This window comes from Acetivibrio cellulolyticus CD2 (assembly GCF_000179595.2).
GTDB lineage: Bacteria > Bacillota > Clostridia > Acetivibrionales > Acetivibrionaceae > Acetivibrio > Acetivibrio cellulolyticus.
This window is the reverse complement of sequence record NZ_JH556659.1, coordinates 171,765-192,606: the sequence shown is the minus strand read 5'-3', so window position 1 is coordinate 192,606 and position 20,842 is coordinate 171,765. Positions and strand designations below refer to the sequence as shown.

At 36.3% G+C, this 20,842-nt stretch carries 11 protein-coding genes; 2 read left to right on the top strand and 9 right to left on the bottom strand.

Annotation, left to right across the window (positions count from 1 at the left end):
- Window positions 1-112: 112 nt before the first annotated feature.
- The 4 genes from ACECE_RS32135 to ACECE_RS0221000 form a co-directional block, all read right to left on the bottom strand.
- Entirely contained in the window at window positions 113-2,287 is a 2,175-nt protein-coding gene (locus ACECE_RS32135) for an HRDC domain-containing protein (protein WP_010250823.1), read from the bottom strand.
- Between the two features lie 298 nt (window positions 2,288-2,585).
- On the bottom strand, window positions 2,586-3,407 hold the full coding sequence (locus ACECE_RS0221010; protein WP_010250822.1) for a flagellin N-terminal helical domain-containing protein: 822 nt from the start codon (window positions 3,405-3,407) through the stop codon (window positions 2,586-2,588).
- A gap of 390 nt (window positions 3,408-3,797) precedes the next feature.
- On the bottom strand, window positions 3,798-5,441 hold the full coding sequence (locus ACECE_RS0221005; protein WP_010250821.1) for an AMP-binding protein: 1,644 nt from the start codon (window positions 5,439-5,441) through the stop codon (window positions 3,798-3,800).
- A gap of 199 nt (window positions 5,442-5,640) precedes the next feature.
- Window positions 5,641-7,041 carry a DUF6020 family protein gene (locus ACECE_RS0221000; RefSeq protein ID WP_026073949.1) on the bottom strand — a complete coding sequence of 467 codons (1,401 nt, stop codon included), beginning with the start codon at window positions 7,039-7,041 and terminating at the stop codon, window positions 5,641-5,643.
- Between the two features lie 560 nt (window positions 7,042-7,601).
- On the opposite strand from ACECE_RS0221000, the gene ACECE_RS28435 reads away from it, so the two are divergent.
- Together ACECE_RS28435 and ACECE_RS0220990 are read left to right on the top strand one after the other, a co-directional pair.
- Window positions 7,602-11,591 (top strand): glycosyltransferase, encoded by a 3,990-nt coding sequence (locus ACECE_RS28435; RefSeq protein ID WP_010250819.1) that lies wholly within the window; start codon window positions 7,602-7,604, stop codon window positions 11,589-11,591.
- A gap of 46 nt (window positions 11,592-11,637) precedes the next feature.
- Window positions 11,638-12,783 carry an acyltransferase gene (locus ACECE_RS0220990; protein WP_010250818.1) on the top strand — a complete coding sequence of 382 codons (1,146 nt, stop codon included), beginning with the start codon at window positions 11,638-11,640 and terminating at the stop codon, window positions 12,781-12,783.
- Window positions 12,784-12,950: 167 nt separating this feature from the next.
- On the opposite strand, the gene ACECE_RS0220985 is transcribed toward ACECE_RS0220990, so the two are convergent.
- The 5 genes from ACECE_RS0220985 to ACECE_RS0220965 all read right to left on the bottom strand — a co-directional run bounded on the left by ACECE_RS0220985 (window position 12,951) and on the right by ACECE_RS0220965 (window position 20,477).
- The gene (locus tag ACECE_RS0220985; RefSeq protein ID WP_456049037.1) at window positions 12,951-15,140 is read right to left on the bottom strand and encodes a sensor domain-containing protein; all 2,190 of its coding nucleotides are present in this window, start codon (window positions 15,138-15,140) and stop codon (window positions 12,951-12,953) included.
- 584 nt (window positions 15,141-15,724) lie between these two features.
- Window positions 15,725-16,306: a class IV adenylate cyclase gene (locus ACECE_RS0220980; RefSeq protein ID WP_010250814.1), complete on the bottom strand. Its 582-nt coding sequence runs from the start codon at window positions 16,304-16,306 to the stop codon at window positions 15,725-15,727.
- Window positions 16,307-16,422: 116 nt separating this feature from the next.
- Window positions 16,423-18,207, bottom strand: a complete 1,785-nt coding sequence (locus tag ACECE_RS0220975) for an NADH-dependent [FeFe] hydrogenase, group A6 (protein ID WP_010250812.1) — start codon at window positions 18,205-18,207, stop codon at window positions 16,423-16,425.
- 19 nt (window positions 18,208-18,226) lie between these two features.
- A complete protein-coding gene (locus tag ACECE_RS0220970) occupies window positions 18,227-19,981 on the bottom strand; it encodes an NADH-ubiquinone oxidoreductase-F iron-sulfur binding region domain-containing protein (protein ID WP_040428820.1) in 1,755 nt (584 codons plus the stop codon).
- A complete protein-coding gene (locus ACECE_RS0220965) occupies window positions 19,932-20,477 on the bottom strand; it encodes an NADH-quinone oxidoreductase subunit NuoE family protein (RefSeq protein WP_010250807.1) in 546 nt (181 codons plus the stop codon). Before ACECE_RS0220965 ends, ACECE_RS0220970 begins: the two co-directional genes overlap by 50 nt.
- Between the last annotated feature and the right edge of the window lie 365 nt (window positions 20,478-20,842).

Here is a 20,842-nt window from a genome sequence, read left to right as displayed (position 1 = left end):
TATCACTATTATATAAGACGGGCTTGTATTTGTCATGTATGGAATATATAGAATTTTGTTTTTTAAAAACACTACTTTCTAACTGATAGAATTTTTGCAGCAGCGCCGTGAATTACATAGTAAATTTAAAAGGTTTATCCCTTTTAATATCCTTTTCCATACAATACTGATCTATGATATCAATGATTTCATCTCCAAAGGCTTTTACTTTCCTTTTTCCAATTCCTTTTATTCTTCGTAATTCCTCCAGCGTTGAAGGCAATTGTTCAACAATTTGAATCAAGCACTTCTGATGTAATACGAAGAATGCAGGTTGCTCAAACTCTTCAGCTTTGCGCATCCGCCATCTTTTGAGATTCTCAAACAACTCAGGATGACTGACAGATGTGGATGTAAATTCATTTGCACCCTCCTTTGGCTCTTGCTGCCGCTTCTGCTGAGGTTTTTCAATTGAAGCTTTTGCCCTGATATCTAAAAAGGCTTTTACATGGAATCCTCGCTGGCACTCTTCAAAACAGGCCTGCTTTATCAAGAGGTCTGTGTTTACTTTTTCCAGTGCTTTAACAACATTCTTTTTTAGGCTCTTGTTATCACTTTCAACAGAGATTCCCTCTAAAACACTTAAGACCCCGGTCTTTATTTTTTCCGTGTAATACTTAGAAGCATTTATTATTCGCTCCTGCAACTGTTGATTTTTTTCCGCATTTGGCTCAGCGTCCAACATTTTGTTGATATGAGGTTTGAACTTGTCTGAAATGGTGAGCAAATCAGCATTAACAAACGCAATAATCCGTTCTAAGTCATTCTTTAAGCTTTCATGCAAACTACCTGCATTTTCAAGGTACAGCTTCAAGCAGTAAGTCAACTGCCTTGCAATCTGACTAAAATCAAACAATTCCAATATAAGTTCCTTTTGATATCCGTATTTGGATTTCTCAAGGTCATCGCTCCCGGGCTGATTATTTGACACCTCACATGAGAAATTCCGAACGGTAGTATCGCTGATGATACTCCTTGCCGTCAATTTAGAACCAAGTACCAAACCATCAAGGGTCTTACAGCGGCTCAATGCAACATAGACCTGTCCATGAGCAAATGCAGCACTTGCATCGATAATGGCCTTTTCAAAAGTTAATCCCTGGCTCTTGTGTATGGTAATTGCCCATGCAAGCTTTAAGGGATACTGAATAAAAGTCCCTACAACCTCCTCTTGGATTTCTTCTGTTGCTTCATTGATGGAGTATTTGAAATTCTGCCATTCCGCTTGTACAACAGTAATGCTTTTCTCATCTCCTGCACACTTTACACAGATACTGTCTTTGTTTATTTTTTCAACAATTCCGATTTTGCCGTTATAAAATAGCTTTTCCCGGGAGGTATCGTTTTTAACGAACATGACCTGGGCTCCTTCTTTCAATACAAGCTCATTATCTGTGGGGTATGAATACTCAGGAAAATCTCCTTGAGTACATGCTTTAAAACAGTATTCCCTATAATTGATTTGTGTAAGTTTTCTTTCATTTATCGATTTCGCCTGATGGTTATGTGTTGTCAGTATAATATAGCCATCCGGTGTATTCTTTGCAAAATCGGGGTCATACCTTTTGTTTAGCTCATTTAATACACCAGCCTCAATTCTATTATCCCGTATCTTATTGAGCAGATCAATGAACACAAAGTCCTTTTGCCTATATATATGCTTTAATTCAATGCTGATATATTGAGTCAGCATCAGTGCCCTGCTGCTAAAAAAATATATGGAATGGTACCATTCCTTCAAAATAGCCCATTCATCATCCTTTATAACCGGTGCCAATTGTTGGATATCTCCTATCATAAGCAATTGAACACCGCCAAAGGGCTTATGCCTGTTTTTGAATCTTCTAAGCACATCATCTATTGCGTCGAGCATATCTGCACGCACCATACTGATTTCATCAATTACGAGCAAGTCCATACTTCGAATAATATTTATCTTTTCTCTGCTAAATTTCTGTATGTTCCTGTTTTCTGTACCATCTTCATTATTTTGAACAGGAATAAAGGGCCCGAATGGCAATTGAAAAAACGAATGAATAGTCACTCCTCCGGCATTGATAGCAGCTACTCCCGTAGGTGCAACCACAATCATGCGTTTTGGGGATACCTTTTTTAAATTGTGCAAAAATGTAGTTTTTCCAGTACCGGCTTTTCCGGTCAAAAATACGTTTCTATTAGTGTACTGAACAAAATTGAAGGCCATCTCCAACTGAGGGTTTTCAAGCTTGTCAGTTACTTCCTCTGTCATATTTATATCAGCTCCAAATAATCGTTCTTCATGGCATAATTTAATAGTAATTTGTTTATATAAATTATAAACAAATTTTAACGATTATCCAACATAAACGTAACAAAAAATCAATATATATAAAAAATCCAGAGTAATGTTTCAGCTATTCCTTAGTACAAAAAATACTTACTTGCATAAAGAAAAACCGGGATTGTTTTTTGCTCCCGGCTTCTTGTCTCAGTTTATGATTATTAACTAATAATTTTGATTAACATATATTTAACAGGCTTCGTTTTGAAGCCCATATGTTTTATTTTTATGCAAGAAGTTGTAACGCAGCTAGCTTCGACTGATTTGACTGAGCTTGCATTGTAGTTGAGGGTTGAAATAACGCATTCTTTTTGTAGGAAGCCAATGTCTCTTGTGCCATGGCTGAATCTTCTATAAAACCATCTTTAGCTGTGGTACTTTCTGTTTCTGTACTCTTTATTGTCTCCTTGAGCCTATCCTTAACTGCAGAAATTTTCTCCTTTTCTGTTGAAACATCTTCAATTGACTTATCTATAATCCTAATCTGCTGATCGGAAGAAACAGATTCAAAATCCTTAACATTGATGTTCTCCAAAGATTTACCGGGAACAACCCCTTTACCCAGAGCCTTAGCACTCGTATCTTCAATAGAAACTGATATTCTGGCACTGTTATTTGAACCAGTATAAAACTCAACTGATTCATCACCCGCTAAAAGTTTTCTGGAGTTAAATTCCGTATTGGCTGCAATTTTATTTATATCATCATTTAATTTTGTAATCTTCTTCTGAATTGCTGCACGTTCTGAAGGAATGTTTTCTTGATTGCTTGCATTTACTATAAGCTCCCTTGCAGTTTGCAATTTTTTATAAGTTTCTTCAAGTGCGCTTTCTGCAGTCTGAATAAGAGATATGCCATTTTGAATATTACTGCTTGATTTTTGCAGTTCTTTGATTTGACCCCTATTCTCTTCTGAGATATTAAGCTTTTCATCTGCTGCTCCGTTTGTCGATGTATCTGAAAATTTTTCAACAGATCCTTTTTTGTCACTTTGATTGACTTTTAAGCCTTTCGTAGCTCTAAAAGCCATGTTGTTATCAATCTTCACGAGAACTCCTCCTTGAACAATTTTTATCCTGTTCACCATGAAGCATAACATTGATGTGACCTGTAGAAATTAGCACTTCACGCAACTAAAGATTTTCCGAAATGATTTTGTAATTGACCCGTTAAGTTTTTGTAAAGAAAAATCGATATATAAATAATGTCCTCTTATTTCCATTATACAACAAAAGACACCCTTTTTCAATAGGTCTTAGTTTAGCGATGTTTAGCGATACTTAATGACCTGTTACGCCTGTACCAAAACTTATATGCATAGTATATGGGGCAGTGTTATAAAGCACTGCCTATATACCGTATCAATCCTTTATAAGATCATGTAGTTGGAAATTTACTTTCTCCGCCCCTTCGAAATCTTTTACAAGTAATGATTTTGCTATCTTCTAATTTTTCTCGAAGTTGTCTTATCAAACTCCTCAGTTCTGATTATTACCTTCGAAATCTGCTTGTAAGTTGGAAGATCATGAGTTACCTTTTTGATATCTCTTAGTACCTCTTCCGCAGTTTTTTCTTCGCTGAGGAACACCTCCGCCAAAAGCGAACTTTCGTCCCCTTTTTCATCTATAATCCCTCTTACCACAACTTCTACAACATAATCAATCCCTTGAACATACCCCTCTATCTCTTCCGGATAAATATTCTTGCCATTATTCAAAACTATGATATTCTTCTTTCTCCCTGTAATTACAAGCTGATCCTTGCTATTAATAAAACCGTAATCACCTGTATAAAACCACCCATCCTTTAATACCTCTGCAGTTTTTTCCGGTTGCTTGTAATAGCCAAGCATAACAACATCGCCCTTAACACAAATTTCCCCAATACCCTCTTCGTTTGGACTGTCAATTCTCCAGTCTAAACACGGCAGCTTTATACCTGCAGTATGGTAATCGTTAAACATGTCGTGGTTTGCACATACCAAAGGAGAACACTCTGTTATTCCATAACCATTTATCAGACTAATTCCAATATCATCAAAAAACTTTCCTATCTCAGGACGAATTGGTGCACCACCGCACACTATTTTTCTCAGCCTGCCCCCAAAGGCTTTGTGTATTGATTTGAATAAGGTTTTTCTCAAATCAATACCGGCTTTTCTCAAAAAATTACTTAAAGAAATCAGCTTGCCAAAGGCTTTTTCCTTTCCCGATTCTCTAATATTTTTCATAATTCTTGAATGAAATAGCTCTGCAAAGGCCGGAACGAGATAAATATACGATGGATTATAAATCTGAAGATTTTTCATAACCGCATTTAAGCTGTCATTGATGCATATAGTTGAGTGGTGATGAAGTGACACAAGAATACCGCTTACTGCCTCATATGTATGATGGTATGGCAAAACAGAAAGACAAGTGTCATAAACAGTTGATACCCGCAATCCATCATAAATACTTGATACAAGGTTATGCTCCGAAAGCATTACACCCTTAGCAATTCCAGTTGTACCTGATGTATATACAAGCATTTTAAGTGAATTAGGATCACTTCTTAATGACTGATATTTAGTGCTATCACATTTCTTCCCATGTTCTATAAGCTTATCAAAGGATAGAAAATTCCCACAATCTTCAGAGCGGTCAAACCCTATATAAAGCTTTACACCGGGAAGCTTGTCAACATTGTTCATAAACAGCTCTTCATGCATCTTAGTATAGAATACAACACTGGACTCACTCTCATTTAAAATATGTAAAATGTCCTTGGATGGAAGTTCCTTGTCAATAGGAACATATACACCTGCACTTTTAAGTACGGTAAGATAAGTTAAAACCCATTTATAACTGTTACTTCCGATACATGCTATATGTTTATCTGAAAATCCAATTTCGCTTAATGCAGCACCAAGCGAATCAACTTGTTTTACAAAATCAGAGTAGTTTATTTGAACAAACTCTCCATTGCTTTCTTTATATTTAAACGCAATTTTATCGCCTGCCTCTTTGACAGCTATATCAAGCATTTCCTTTATGCTGTTGAATTTCGTAACCTCATAGTAAGAAAAGTTTTGTTTTTCCATTGTTTACATAATTCCTTTCCATCTGCGCAGTGGAATAAATAAATATTCCCAAAAACCGACTATTCCACTCCCTGTATTCTAGATTTATTATATACTATTGGTTACGATAAATAAATACATGGAAAATAATATTACTAGCGAAACAATTACATTGTAATTATATAGAAACTCAGAAATCCAGCTTTTGTAAGTTATAGGATTATATTTGTTTTGTGTTGGAACGTTCATACAAAAAATATACAAAAAGTATCGGTATAATAGCGTATAAAGGCCATACATACCTATATTCGGCCGTTACTGCAATAATACAGGAAGCTGTTGATAACGCTATAGGTACAAAAACAAATATGGAACTAAATACTTTTTTCTGCAAAAGCACAAACAACAGCGCAATTGAAATGATCAGCCATAGTCCGTTTCGCCAGAACACACTAAAAAATGAACTCTTTTTAGACAGGTTGACATATTGTGATATTGTACCTGATATCGCATTATTATATTCAGCAATCCCTATTGGGTTGTATTCCTCAGGGGGATAGAGAACACAGTCCGATTGATTAACACCTGAAGGCTTTTTAATTCCCCATACCATGTTTGATGATTGAAGGGCATTTTGAATCATAACCAGGGGTTTTTTAGTGAGAGTCTGAAAATACATTTTGCGCACTTCTCCCCTTGCATCCGGATTTTCACCATAATTTGCCCAAATCTCATCATTCCATAAAACAGGACTGAAATCTTCAGGAACAAAATTCTCTTTAACCTTCTCTTTGTCGAAGATTTTCCACAATTTCTCACTATTCTCTTCAGAAAGAGCCTGACTTTGCAAATCGGCGCCCATAACTTGTCTTATCATATATTTTGTTGTGTAATCATATGTGTTTGGAAGTGAATTTACACATGCAGGCAAAATATTATTCGCAAAAATCCCCACAACAAGTCCCGATAGGAGCACCGGCAAAATCTTTTTGGAGAGTTTTTCCTTCCACATGAATATAAGGAGCACTGCTAATCCCCCGAAAGTTACCATAGAGCCATTATATCGGAATGCCCAGCATAAGTTTAAGAATATTGAAGTCATATACAAGCTCACCATGACTATTCTCGAAGAAGGTAAATTACCTTCAGCTGTTCGCCTGACAGTTGAAAGATACAATATGAATCCTGTTGCTGCCAGTAACGCTGCTGTGTATGGGATATCCTTCCACATTGTAATGGATAAAACTAAATTGTTAGGAGATAGTGCAAATATAAGTGAAGCTCCCAAGAGTAAGAAGCGGTTTACCCCACGACGATGCAAAACAAAAAGACAGAACGCAAATGAAAAAGAAAGGGATATCGCACCAAAAAGAGTGATAACGGCAGGATTATCCCAAATTGTAAGCAACAGCTTAATTAGCACTGTATGTGCAACAGGATGTACAGCATTCATTGGGGCTGTTCCTTTTGCCATTTCCCACTGGTAACCCGAATCGGCAGTGACCAGTCCCGGCCAAAATCCAATAAGAGCAGTAAGGAATACAGCTAGTGGTATCAAAGCATATAATGCGAAAAAAACAATACTTTTTCCCAATGATTCATTTAGGTCTTTTTTTATCATAAAAGCTCCCCCACAATTTAATCCTAATAATTCATACACATACCTTCATTTTTGCCAATATCCCCAACACTTAGAGTCTGTGCATTTCAGGTCACTCAATTGTCACATATCACTTGCAAATAAAACCAAGTAAATGGAAAATTGTGATCTTGATATCCGATTTTATATCACCTTTTAGGAAATGTCAACGCAGTATTTTTCTATCCATATACTTCCATAGATAAGCTCGATTTAATTTTAACCAAATATATCTCAAACAAGCCAAATGTAAGATCCTGGTCTCATTTTTCTTCTTCTGAATTTTCAATCCCATAAAAAAATTTTAAATAATACGTCAAAATTAGTAATTCACCCCACGAAGTACTATTATGCGAAATTATGTATGGATTAAAGTTATTATAATATTTTTTAAGCAACATATTTTGCACTTTATTCTTCGCAGTTTTCATAAGAGTAAAGTGCATAATCATGTAATTTGATTTTATGAACTCACATTTCTAAAAACAAAAATATTTTGTGAGTTCAGTATATATAAATTTTTTTAGATAGGTGGAGGAGTCATGGTAAGAAAATTAACCAAAAAAGCTGTAAAGTCACTTTTGCTTAATGGTTCAGATACCAATACAGCATTAGCGTATTCCATAGGTATACTTATAGGCCTGTTTCCGTTGCACGGTCTAAGATTGGTGACCATTGCTCTTATAGCCTTAGTTTGCAGTTTAAACCTTCCAGCAATGATCATAGGGCTTGGTTTTACAGTTTTATGTCCCGGACTGTATTCAGTTTTTACAAGTATTTTCAACACTATAGGAAGCACCAGCGGTGGCATCCTCAAACTAGTATTAGCAGGGGTGTTAATTATACCTGCAGTGTATAATCTATCCAAATTGTTATCTCTGAGTTTTTCACACGAAGCCGAAGCTAAAAAGTTTGCATGGGCCTCAGGTTTGGGTAGCTTTGCCGGTTATGCGCTTTTATACGATTTAAAAGCAGGGCTCGCCATCTGCGGGCTGGTTTTACTGATTGTAATCGCTAGAGGCCTAAGTACACTGGCTTTGTCTTCCGGTTTCATTCTGGGCATTCTTATCTATGCCATGGCTAAAATGGTTTTATTTAAAGATAGCCTGCCTATTCTTTTATCAGGCTATGAATCTATCAATGATTTTGTAACACTGCTTATGAATGGGCACTACGAGTACCTTCTGACCTTGTTAATGGATTTACTTATTGCAGCCTCAGCCTTTCCAATATTCAAGAATATTTACAGTTGTAAAAGCATTCAGCAAACACGTTATTCCCGATTATATGTTTTCCACGATGCTGATGGATTTCGATGGTCAAAAATAGAAAGAACTGTTCTTGTCTCTGCTATTTTAGTAATCATGTTTGGAAATATATTTTTTACAGGACTTTTAGGCAGCGGTACCTTTGCATCCTCTACTATGAAGGATACTGAAGTTACTTCAGGCACAACAGATACATCTTTAAATTCTATCACAAAAAACAAAACCTCCAATAAAACTTACGGTTTCTATGTTGATTGGGATCCAAAAAGTCTGGCTTCCTTCAAAAAGAATGCCAGCCTCATCGATGTATTAATTCCCGGTTGGTATCAGCTGAACGACCAGCTAGGTGTAACGGGTACTATTAACAAGGAAGTTATGGATATAGCAACTAAAAATAACGTAAAAGTCATGCCTCTGGTAAATAATTATGTGAATGAAAAATGGAATGGAAATCTTGTAAAAGCAATAATCTCTACAAAGGCTAACAGAGACAAATTTATCAACCAATTAAAAACCGAAGCTTTAAAAAACGGTTTTTGCGGGTTCAATATTGACTTTGAAAACTTGGATGACGAATGTAAAAATAATTATTCACTATTCATTTCAGAGCTTTATTCATCATTTAAAGCTGCCAAACTCCAGCTTACTGTTGATGTTCAGCCACAAAAAAGTGCATATGATCTGGAAAAATTGGCTACATCCACCGATAGCATCATTTTGATGATGTATGATGAACATAATGAAAAAAGCAGTTCCGGACCAATTGCTTCAAAGGATTGGTATGAAAACATTCTGAAAAACATAAAAGTACCTGCTGATAAAATCATTGTAGGTCTTGGTCTTTACGGCTATGACTGGACTAACAAAGAATCCGGGAAAGTTACCAGTATGTCCAGTTCAGAAGTTATGCAGCTCTACAGATCCAATAAAGCCGCTATTAAATGGGATACAAAGTATTGCAACCCTACATTTAATTATATGAATGGAAAAGAATCACATACGCTTTGGTTCAACGACAGTATAGTTGCATATAATCAGATATCCTTTTCCCAAAAACTTGGAATCCACCAATTTTCCTTATGGCGTTTGGGTTCCGAGGATGAGAAATTATGGAGTGTCTTTTCTAGCTTGGATAATTTAAAAGAATCAATAACAGACCTGAGTATTTCGGAAGAAACCGTTGACACTACCGATCTTTCAAATACCACTACCCAGGGCGAAATCATTTATAATTTAAGCAAGTCCAAAATTTATCTTGGTAAAAGACTCAAGCTACAATCGGATGATACACTTTCAGTTATTGATTATAATTCCACATATATTGGAGGATTAGGAGAAGGTACAGATCCAAAGCAAAAGAAAATTGCCCTGACTTTTGACGATGGACCTACAAAAGAGTACACCCCGCAGATCCTCGATATATTAAAACGTTATAATATAAAGGCAACCTTCTTTGTTATAGGAAAAAACGCATGGTCTAACCCTAACATTTTGAAAAGAATTTATAATGAGGGACATGATATTGGAAATCATACATATGATCATAAGGATTTACCGCAGTATTCCATACTAACAACGCGTGTTCAATTAAATATGACAAATAAAATTATTGAAATTTTGACCGGGCATTCAACGCTCTTGTTCAGACAGCCATATAATGTTGAATGGGATTTAAGCTCTCCAGGTGAAGCAGCAGTATTTAAAGGAATAGACAGCATGGGTTATGCTCTAATCGGAAGCGCCATTGACCCAAAGGACTGGGAGGGGCATCCTTCCAATGAAATCGTAAGCAGTATAAACCAACAACTCGGAACCGGCAATATTGTTCTGCTTCATGATGATGGCGTCAATGTTAAAAACACAGTGAAAACACTCCCCTTAATTATTGAAGATTTAAAGTCAAAGGGCTACAGTTTTGAGACAGTAAGTACCCTTATGAATAAAGATAGAAGCTCTGTTATGCCTACTGTAAAAATACAGGAAAGTGCCAGCATAATGGCTATCAACCTGTTACTTACCTTAAAATCAAGTTTTAATTTGTTTGTAAGGATTTTATTCATTTCAGCAACCATTATCGGAGTACTAAGATTTGTACTTTTGATATTCTTTGCCACCAGGCAAAAAAAGAAACATATGCAAAAGAAGTTCAGCGGCATTTTTACACCCATGGCAAGTATTGTCGTTGCTGCATATAACGAAGAAAAGGTTATATGCAAGACTGTTGAATCGATTTTGGAAAGCGATTATCCGAATATCGAAGTAATTGTAGTAAACGACGGGTCAACGGACAGAACAGCAGAAGCTGTAAAACAGCGTTTTGGTGATCATCCTAAAGTAAGGCTGATTTCAAAAGAAAACGGAGGCAAATCCTCTTCTGTCAACGGAGGCTTTAAAGAAGCTTATGGAGAAATCGTAGTTGTCATAGATGCAGATACTATATTAGATAGCAAGGCAGTTTCTTTAATGGTAAGGCACTTTGAAAATGATGAGGTTGCCGCTGTATCGGGCAACGTAAAGGTAGGAAATAAGAATAATTTCATTACAAAATGTCAGCATATCGAATACGTCACAGGACTTAATCTTGAACGCCGTGCCTTTGATGAGCTGAATTGCATTCCTGTTGTTCCCGGAGCTATTGGAGCTTGGAGAAAAGAATATGTAAAAGCAGCTGGCTACTATAAAGAGGATACCCTTGCTGAAGATGCCGATATTACACTTACATTTCTTGAGCAGGGATTTAAGATAGTTTATGAGGAAGGTGCACGGGCTTATACTGAAGCACCAGAGGACCTTGATGGATTTTTGAAGCAAAGATTGAGATGGTCTTATGGGACCTTGCAGTGTCTTTGGAAACACAGAAAATCATTGTTCAATAAAGACAATAAAATTTTAGGTTTTGCTGCGTTACCAAACATGTGGCTTTACCAATTCGTTTTCCAGGCACTAACTCCTATCTCCGAAGTTATCTTTTTCATGGGTTTATTCGGAGCTAAGCCATTGTTAGCTGTGCTTACATATATGGTGTTCTTTATTATCGACTATCTCATTACCTTATATGCCTTCAATCTGGAAAAGGAAGACACAAAACCTTTGAGGCTGTATTTCTTCCAGAGGGCTGCATACAAACTGATTATGACATTTGTGGTTTACAAATCCCTATTCTCCGCCTTAAAAGGTGTAAAAGTAGGCTGGAACAAGCTCTTAAGAAAAGGAAATGTTGAAAAAGAAACTCCTGAAACTGAATATCAGGAACTAATTGCATAAACAGTAATAAACACAAAATTATATTTGATAAGTGAGGGAAATTTTAATGAGCACGGAAATAGCAGAAATAGAATCTACAGATGAAGAGATGCTAAAACCAGAAGCAGTGGCAAAAAAAAGCAGTAGAATATTATATATAGATGTTTTAAGAGTATTATCCATTTTTGCAGTCATTATTGGACATGCCTCATCGAGCATAGTGGCAAATATAAGCAGTGGGAAACTTGAAAGCAATCAGTGGTGGATTGCAAATATCTTTGATTCGTGCATCAGATGGTGCATTCCGGTATTTTTTATGATTAGTGGTGTTTTACTGTTAAACCCTGCTCGCGATGAGTCTTATGGAGTATTTATTAAAAAAAGGTTTGTCCGCCTCGGAATTCCCTTTGTCATCTGGTCAATATTTTACTCCTTTGCAAAGCATTTTCTGCTGGAACCTGATGGTTCCAGCTTAGGATCCATGCCAGGAATATGCCTTAAGGATGTTTTATCCAATACAACCTATTATCACATGTGGTTTATGTACACAATACTTGCCATTTACCTTTTTATACCTGTGATGAGGGCTGCAATAAAGAAGTTTTCAATCGGGGAAACAAAGATATATATTTTTTTGTGGATCTTAATCGCTGTTATATATCCAACCATCGAATCATTCTACCGATTAATCTATTCCGGAGACCTAAGTATATCCCTATTGGCTTCTTCTTATCTAACAGGCTATCTTGGTTACTTCGTTCTGGGATATTATATTGGCAGTGTAGAAATGAAAAAATCTTTACGAATGATATTTTATATGGTAGGAATTGCGTCGCTCGTTGCAATTCCCATGCTGGTATATATATCAAATCTGGGAAATGAAACGCTCAATGAAGCTTTTTATTCTTACTTCAGTTTACCTGTATTTCTTTTGTCTCTTGCTTTCTTTATACTATTTAAGCAAATCAACTGGGATAAATTATTAAGCAACAAGTTAAAAAATACAGTTTCGCTTTTGTCTGAAGCTTCCTTCGGAATATATCTGGTTCATATGTTTATTGAAGATATGTGGATAGATAGAATGGATATATGGAAGTATACACCGGTTTCAGTCAGGATTCTTGGAGTAACACTAATAACTTTTACGCTCAGTTACATTTTTGTGAGAATTGTAAATTCGAATAAAACTCTATCAAAGATTCTTTTTGGCTAAGAAGAATAAATAGTTGAGTGTAAACTTTTAGAATAAAATTATAGATGAACACTAAATCCATAGTATTATTCTAAAAGTTTACACTCTTAATTTTTTTATCTTGATGTTTTTATATTTTCTTTGTCTGTCAATTGAATAAACATTTCCTATGTTTTACTGCGGTGTACTTAGCAACAAGGGAGCAATTCACTTAGAAATTCCTCAATGGTTCCAGCAGGTATTGGTTTGCTATAATAGAACCCCTGTCCCCATGTGCAACCTTTTTCTGTCAAAATTTTAGCCTGTTCTTCGTCTTCTATTCCTTCTGCAATAATTGAATAGCTGCGCTGGCAAGCAAAATCAATAATTAGCTTGATTAAATCTATCGAGTTCTTATCTTTTTTCAAATCAAATGTAAACGAAGGATCAATTTTTAGAATATCAAATTGATGATTCTTTAAAAGACTAATTGAGGAATATCCTGTTCCAAAATCATCAATTGCCACTTTTACATTAAATGACTTAAGAACATTAATTATTTGATCTGTCTTTTCTACATCCTGCATTATACTTTCTGTTATTTCCAATATCAAACAACGTGGATCCAATTTAGTTTTATCCAACACTTCACTTACAACGGACGAAAGGTCCGAATGAAGTATTTGGTATGCAGAGACATTCACTGCAACAGGTATGTTACCAAGGCCCGCATCCTGCCATGATTTATTCTGTCTGCACGCAGTTTCCAGTACCCATTTCCCAATTGGCACAATAAGACCTGTCTCCTCTGCAAGAGGGATAAACTCTGCGGGATACACCAAACCATACTCCGGGTGATACCAGCGTATAAGAGCCTCAAGACCTACTACTTTTCCTGATTTCAAGTCAATCTGTGGTTGGTAGTAAAGAACAAATTCGTTATTTTCCAACGCTTTTCTAAGTCCATTCTCAAGTTCCATTTTCCTCAAAAGCTCTCTATTGAAGCTTTCATGATAAAACTGATAATTGTTTCTTCCAATATCCTTCACAACATACATAGCTACATCGGCATTCTTGATCAACATTTCCGCATTGCTGCCATCCTCTGGAAACAAACTGATTCCTACACTTATAGTAGAAAATGTTTTTTGATCATTTATTATAAAAGGTTGACCAAATAATTGGGTAATCCTCTTAGCAGTCTCTGCACATTTCCTGGTATCTGTATCCGGCAATACTATTACAAATTCATCACCGCCATATCTAAAGACTACATCGTTCTCTCCTACACAACTTTTTAGCCTTTGTGCAGCTTCTTTAAGGACAATATCCCCAAAACTGTGTCCTAAAGAATCATTGATAATCTTAAATCTATCAAGGTCTACAAGCATAACACCAATCACTGCCGTATTTGTTGAATTGTCGGGATTACCGCATGAAATTACCTTATCAAGATAATCATTTAACATATATCTATTTGGAAGGTCTGTCAAAGAATCATGATAAGCAATATATTTTATTTGCTCCTCAGTTTTTTTAATGTGAGAAATATCTAAAAGTGTAACAATAGTTGTCGGACTTCCGTCATAAATAGTATTTATTGCATGTGCCTCAACAAATATTATAGTTTTATCCCTTTTTATAATTCTAAACTGCCTTATTATATCTGTCCCTGCACACTGCGGATTATATTGATCAATCACATATTGGTCATCTTGATGAATAACATCAAAAAGACTCATGCTATATAGCTCCTCTTTTGAGTAATCCAAAAGCTTCTCAAGATAAGGGTTAACATATACAAATTTATCCCGATACAGAAATACTCCAACTAAAGTACTTTCTATAAGACCACGGTACCTAAACTCAGCCTCAATAAGCATTCTTTCTGTTTTCTTTCTATCAGTGATATCTTTAAATATGCACATAACAACTGATTTGCCCATATGTTTTACTTCTATGGAATCTGCTTCAACTTCAATGTTACTCCCATCAAGTAATACAAGTTTTTGTTCTACAAAATCAAGTCTTTCACGTATAAATCTTTTTTCTATATCAAATTTTACAGCATTTCTATGATCAGGATGAATTAATTCAACTATTTGTTTTCCAATAATATTATCTTCCTTTGATAAGCCCATCATCTCTAAAAAAACCGGATTGGTGTAAAGAATTTCTCCATCCTTATGAATAATAATTCCGAGTGGGGCTATTTCAACCAAACTTCTATAATGTGCCTCACTTATTTCAAGTTCTTTTTTTGTATATAATTTAAATTTCATACTCATAAAAGCAACTGTATAAAAAAGAACAATAAACAACGCAACGATACCTCTACTAACACCAGGCTTATCCGCAGCAAACAATAATACCATTGTTAGGGTACCTGCAATACCCATATAAATTAACAGATGTGAAATCTTTCTTAAAACCATTACAACAGCAAAAAATACAAACAATAAAAGAAAAATAATGTTTTGGTTGTAGTTCTCTATGTATGCTACATAAAGTATTACGAACGTTGCGGTGTAACAAATAATATTAGCAAAAATGTAGGTATTTTTTTGAATAAAATTATTTTTTAAGGACAAAAAATATATGCTCCCAAATAGTGCAGTAAACATACTCGAATAAAAAAAGGTATTAGTTCTAGCTATAGGAACGTCCCCTGAATATGTAAAGTGCCATAAAACCCCAATTAGAGGAGAAAGAATCGCTCCAAGCAAACATATAATTCTAAATGCCATGATTTCACGAGTATTATTATATTCAGATGTTTGTTTTTGTGTGTTCATGTAAACCTATCCCCAAGCAAAAATAATATCATTTATATACAGATTAAATTACTATTCATTTTTTATATTAGTTAATGAACATTATGTAATGAACTCCTAATTTTTCTAGCTCACTTATTATAACATAATCTTTCATTGCTATCTACTCTTTTGGAATAATCTATCAAAAAACTAATAAAAAATAATACTTATCCTCCCTTCCTTTTTTCCCTGATACTATCAGTATAATATTTACTTGTCACATTTTGCTCTGAAATTGAAAAATCGGATAGTAATTCAGATAATATTTCTTTTAAATTATTAATGTTTTCATCTACACATACTTCCAATATTTCCAACTCAATAAAATATTCTTTTAAGTCTGGCAGATAAGCAATAGTAATTGAAATATCCTTCCCATTAAATTTTACATAATAATTTTCACATTCCTTAACAAACTCGATATCTTTATTAAAACCTAATTTCAATAAAATATCATTCATTGTGCTAAAATCACTTAAATTCACTTCATATTCATTTTTTGATTTTGTGGCATAATCAAAAGGCATGTCTTTAAAAGTAAATACATTTGTATATGTGTTATCACCCTGAGTGATTTTTCTTAGACGCAGTTCCTTTTCATTTCTATAATATTCGTTAGAACAATTATCATAATAGACATCATGGTATATGACTTTCTCATATTTAGATGGATTTAATAAATTAATCCGTTCTTTGATTTTACTTAGAACATTGCAATTAACCTTTGCTTTTATCTCTACTTCAAACACTATTAATCCCTCCAGTGCCCTTATTATACAAAAGAATACACTAAAGTTAAAGAGCCCTGGAAAAATCTAAATTATAAGTTTCTTGAAATACATTTAGCCCCCTTTAAATCCAATTGCTAAATTCTTTCTCTTTCTTCAAAATGAGTATGGAGGAGTTCATGTGCATCTTCCCCAAACGGCTCTCCCAGATAATTCTTATAAAGTTCCAATACTTCTTTATTCTCATGAGACTTTCTGATCTTTTTATTTTTATCCTCTTCATATATAGCTTCTCTACGCTTTTTAATAATCTCATTATTACCATGGTGATAAGGCTGTCCTCCACCTGCAACACAACCTCCCGGACAGGCCATAATTTCAATTGCATGATAATCAGCCTTTCCATCCCTTATATCCTCAAGAATCATCCTCGCATTCCCAAGTCCACTTGCTATTCCTATTTTAAATTCCTGATCACCTATTTTTACAGTTGCCTTACGTACCCCTTCCAAACCTCTAAGTTCCTCAAACTCTACCTTTTTAAGCGGCTCTCCTGTTAGCCATTCACAAGCAGTTCTCATTACTGCTTCGATTACTCCTCCAGCTGTACCAAATATAACTGAAGCACCCGTTGTTTCCCCAAGGGGTCGGTCAAATTCACTATCAGGCAGTCTATCAAACTCTATTCCGGCTTCCCTTATCATAGCCCCTAATTCCCTTGTGGTAATAACTATATCTACATTATTATGCGCATCCTTTGTAAGCTCAGGACGTTTTGCTTCTGCTTTTTTAGCTATGCAGGGCATAACCGAAACCACTACAATATTATCGGGATCCAACCCGTTCTTCTCTGCATAGTAGGTTTTTGCTATAGATCCAAACATTATATGCGGTGATTTACATGTGGATGGAATATGGATCAGTTCAGGGAACTGATGCTCAATAAATTTTACCCAGGCAGGACAGCAATTTGTTAAAATCGGAAGTGTTTTTTTATTCTTAATCCGGTAAATAAGCTCAGATGCTTCCTCCATAACTGTAATATCTGCACCAAAATCAGTATCAAACACTCCATCAAATCCCATACGCTTCAATGCAGTTACCATTTTACCGGTTACAATAGAGCCAGCCTCCATTCCGAAAAGCTCACCTAATGCTACACGTACAGCTGGAGCAGTTTGCACTATAACATGCTTGTCCGGATCGTTTAGTGCCTCCCATACCTTATCTGTATGGTATACTTCCGTAAGTGCAGCAGTAGGACATACCTGAACACATTGACCGCAATACGTACAGGATGACTCCACCATTGGTATATTGGCAAAAGGCCCTACGTGAGCATTAAACCCGCGTCCGATCCCTGACAATATGCCGCAGGTTTGAACCTCGTTGCACCCTGTCTCACATCTTCGACAGTAAATACATTTATTAGCATCCTTTACTATGGCATCACTGGACATATCCTTCGGATAACTCATTCTCTCGCCTTCCCACCGGATCTTTCTTACATTCAATTCTTCAGCCAGAGCTTGAAGTTCACATTCCCGGTTTTTAGGACATGTAAAGCACTCATTTGGATGGTTGGACAGGAGAAGTTCGACAGCTCCCCTTCTTGCTCTAATTGCACGCAGAGTATCGGTACGTATAGCCATCCCATCCTGTACACTTGTTACGCATGAAGGTACCAGCTTGTTTCGGTTGTTTCGGGCATCTACCAGTTCAACCATACAAACCCTGCAGGATGCAGTTTTATTGAACATTTGAAAGTCATGAAGATCCAAATGGCACAATGTAGGTATTTTAATACCAGCCTCATGTGCAGCCTCGAGAACAGTTATTCCTTCTGGAACTTTAATTTCCTGATCGTTTATTCGAACATTAAGTATTCTTTTTTGTTCATGGTTTTCCTTACTATCTAGCATTATTTCACCTCTTTAGAGTTTAGGATTTCATTCCGATTTTATTCTTGGGCGTGTATCTTCCTTCTCCCCGGGGATGGTCCACATCCTTTACAAAAGCCAGGTATTCATTCCAAAAATGCTTCATTGTACTGATTACAGGATTCGGAGCTGTCTGGCACAATCCACACAAGGAGCTGTCCTTTATAAGATATGCAAGCTGTTTCATTGCATCCAGGTCCGCCATAGTGGCTTTGCCTTGGGTTATATTATGGAGCATTTCAAACAGCCTCTTAGTACCAATACGGCCTGGGGCACATCTTCCACAAGCTTCATCCATTGTAAATTCCAAATAGAATTTTGCAATATTCACCATGTTGTCGTCTTCATCCATTACAATCATTCCACCGGAGCCCATCATTGAACCGACTGCCAGAAGGCTGTCATAATCAATAGGTGTATCCAGCTCCTTTTCTGTCAAAACTCCCCCCGAGGGTCCACCCGTCTGTACAGCTTTAAATCTTTTGCCTCCTGATATACCTCCCCCAATATCATATATTATTTCACGCAGTGTAATACCCATTGGTACTTCAACCAGGCCTACATTGTTTATCTTTCCTGCAAGAGCAAAAACCTTTGTTCCCTTACTTTTTTCACTCCCCATAGATGCAAACCATTCTGCACCACGTGTAATGATAACTGGAATATTTGCAAAGGTTTCTACATTATTAACACATGTAGGATGCCCCCAATACCCCTCCTCTGCAGGATAAGGAGGTTTATAATCAGGCTCACCCCGTTTACCCTCACAAGAGTTGATAAGTGCTGTCTCTTCACCACACACAAAAGCGCCGGCGCCATATTTCAAAGTCACATCAAAGCTAAAATCTGTACCAAATATGTTCTTTCCAAGTACGCCAAGCTCCCGGGCCTGCTTTATTGCTATATTCAATCTGGCTACAGCAAGAGGATATTCGGCGCGTATATATACAATTCCCGTGTCTGCTCCTATAGCATAGGCACCTATAGCCATTGCTTCTATTACGCTGTGAGGATCTCCCTCAAGTATGCTTCTGTCCATAAATGCACCAGGGTCACCCTCATCCGCATTGCATATAATAAACTTAACTGCGCCCTCCTGCTTCTTGGTTATCTCCCATTTGAGTCCTGTTGGAAATCCACCGCCACCACGTCCGCGAAGCCCCGACTTTTTTACCACCTCAATTACCTCATCCCTTGACATCTTGGTAAGAGCCATCCCCATAGCTTCATAAGCACCTACAGCAATAGCTTCATGTATATCCTCAGGATTTATTACACCGCAGTTTCTGAGCGCAACACGAACCTGCTTTTTATAAAAGGCCATATCCTCGTGGCTATGAACCCTCTCTTTCTTCAGCGGATCTTCAAAAAGAAGCCGTTCTACTGAATTGCCCTTCGCAACATGCTCATCCACTATATCCTTGGCGTCCTTCGGACTCACACGGACATAAAATACATTGTCTGGCTCAATTTTGACTATTGGACCCTGCTCACAAAAACCAAAGCAGCCTGTTCTGACTACTTTTACTTCATCAGCATATCCTCGAGCCTTAAGAATAAGCTCCAGATTTTTTACAACCTTATCACTATCGCTTGATAAACACCCTGTACCACCGCAAACCATGATGTTCATACGGGGTCCTGGCGCACTTCGGTGCTCTCTCAATGCCAAAAGGTCTGAATATTGCTGCCTGACTTGATTTAAATCATCTAAGGACTTTATCAATATTTTTCGTCTCCTTCCCACGATATTCATTTATGATGTTGTCCACATCTTCTTCCTTTACCCTGCCATAAACCTTACCATCAACCATCACTACAGGTGCAAGACCGCAAGCCCCAATACAACGAACATCCTTTATTGTAAACAAGCTATCCTCAGTAGTTTCATTGGACTCAATTCCAAGCCGATCCTTAAATTTTTCCAATATCTTGTCCGATCCACGTACAAAGCAGGCTGTCCCCATACAAACACTTATGGTATGCTTTCCTGATGGCTTTGTAGTAAAATATGAATAAAAGCTAACCACGCCATACACCTCTGCACCGGGTATTCCCAGCTTTCTTGCTACATAGAGCTGCACATCCCTTGGAAGATATCCGAATATCTCCTGTGCCTTGTGAAGAATTTCAATAAGTGCTCCTCTAGTCGTCTCCATGTTATCAATAAAAGCTCCCAGTTCATCGTATTTTTCCTTTGGAAACTCCCTCTCAACCGGCTTCATAACATCTATTTCCTGAGGTTTTGTCATAACTATCACCACTTTTCAAATTAATTACATATATAATGATTCCACATAATGTGTTATTTCTTGCATGCTTTTACAAACCATAACTTTCCACATATTTGGTAAGAGAAAGTACTGTGCTATGTTTACAATTCAAGAAAAAACACAAAATTTCACCCTCAAAATTTAGAAAAAATAATTAACAAAGAAGGATATTATGGTAACATGTAGAATTAGATTATAATAAAGTTAGAGAAAATTATACTAAAATCTCCATTTCATACTACATTTGGTTTTTACTCATTAAGAACTCTTGATGTATTTTAAGCATTATATATTTACCATTTTGGCGTTCAAGCTTATTAATTCAAAGCAAATGTCATACTTCT

Bases quoted from the DNA above. Each gene is read 5' to 3' on its own strand.
- ACECE_RS28435 (WP_010250819.1), top strand. From the start codon at position 7,602: ATGGTAAGAAAATTAACCAAAAAAGCTGTAAAGTCACTTTTGCTTAAT.
- ACECE_RS0220990 (WP_010250818.1), top strand. From the start codon at position 11,638: ATGAGCACGGAAATAGCAGAAATAGAATCTACAGATGAAGAGATGCTA.
- ACECE_RS32135 (WP_010250823.1), bottom strand. From the start codon at position 2,287: ATGACAGAGGAAGTAACTGACAAGCTTGAAAACCCTCAGTTGGAGATG.
- ACECE_RS0221005 (WP_010250821.1), bottom strand. From the start codon at position 5,441: ATGGAAAAACAAAACTTTTCTTACTATGAGGTTACGAAATTCAACAGC.
- ACECE_RS0220985 (WP_456049037.1), bottom strand. From the start codon at position 15,140: ATGGGTATTGCAGGTACCCTAACAATGGTATTATTGTTTGCTGCGGAT.
- ACECE_RS0220965 (WP_010250807.1), bottom strand. From the start codon at position 20,477: ATGACAAAACCTCAGGAAATAGATGTTATGAAGCCGGTTGAGAGGGAG.
- ACECE_RS0221000 (WP_026073949.1), bottom strand. From the start codon at position 7,041: ATGATAAAAAAAGACCTAAATGAATCATTGGGAAAAAGTATTGTTTTT.
- ACECE_RS0220970 (WP_040428820.1), bottom strand. From the start codon at position 19,981: ATGAATATCGTGGGAAGGAGACGAAAAATATTGATAAAGTCCTTAGAT.
- ACECE_RS0220975 (WP_010250812.1), bottom strand. From the start codon at position 18,207: ATGCTAGATAGTAAGGAAAACCATGAACAAAAAAGAATACTTAATGTT.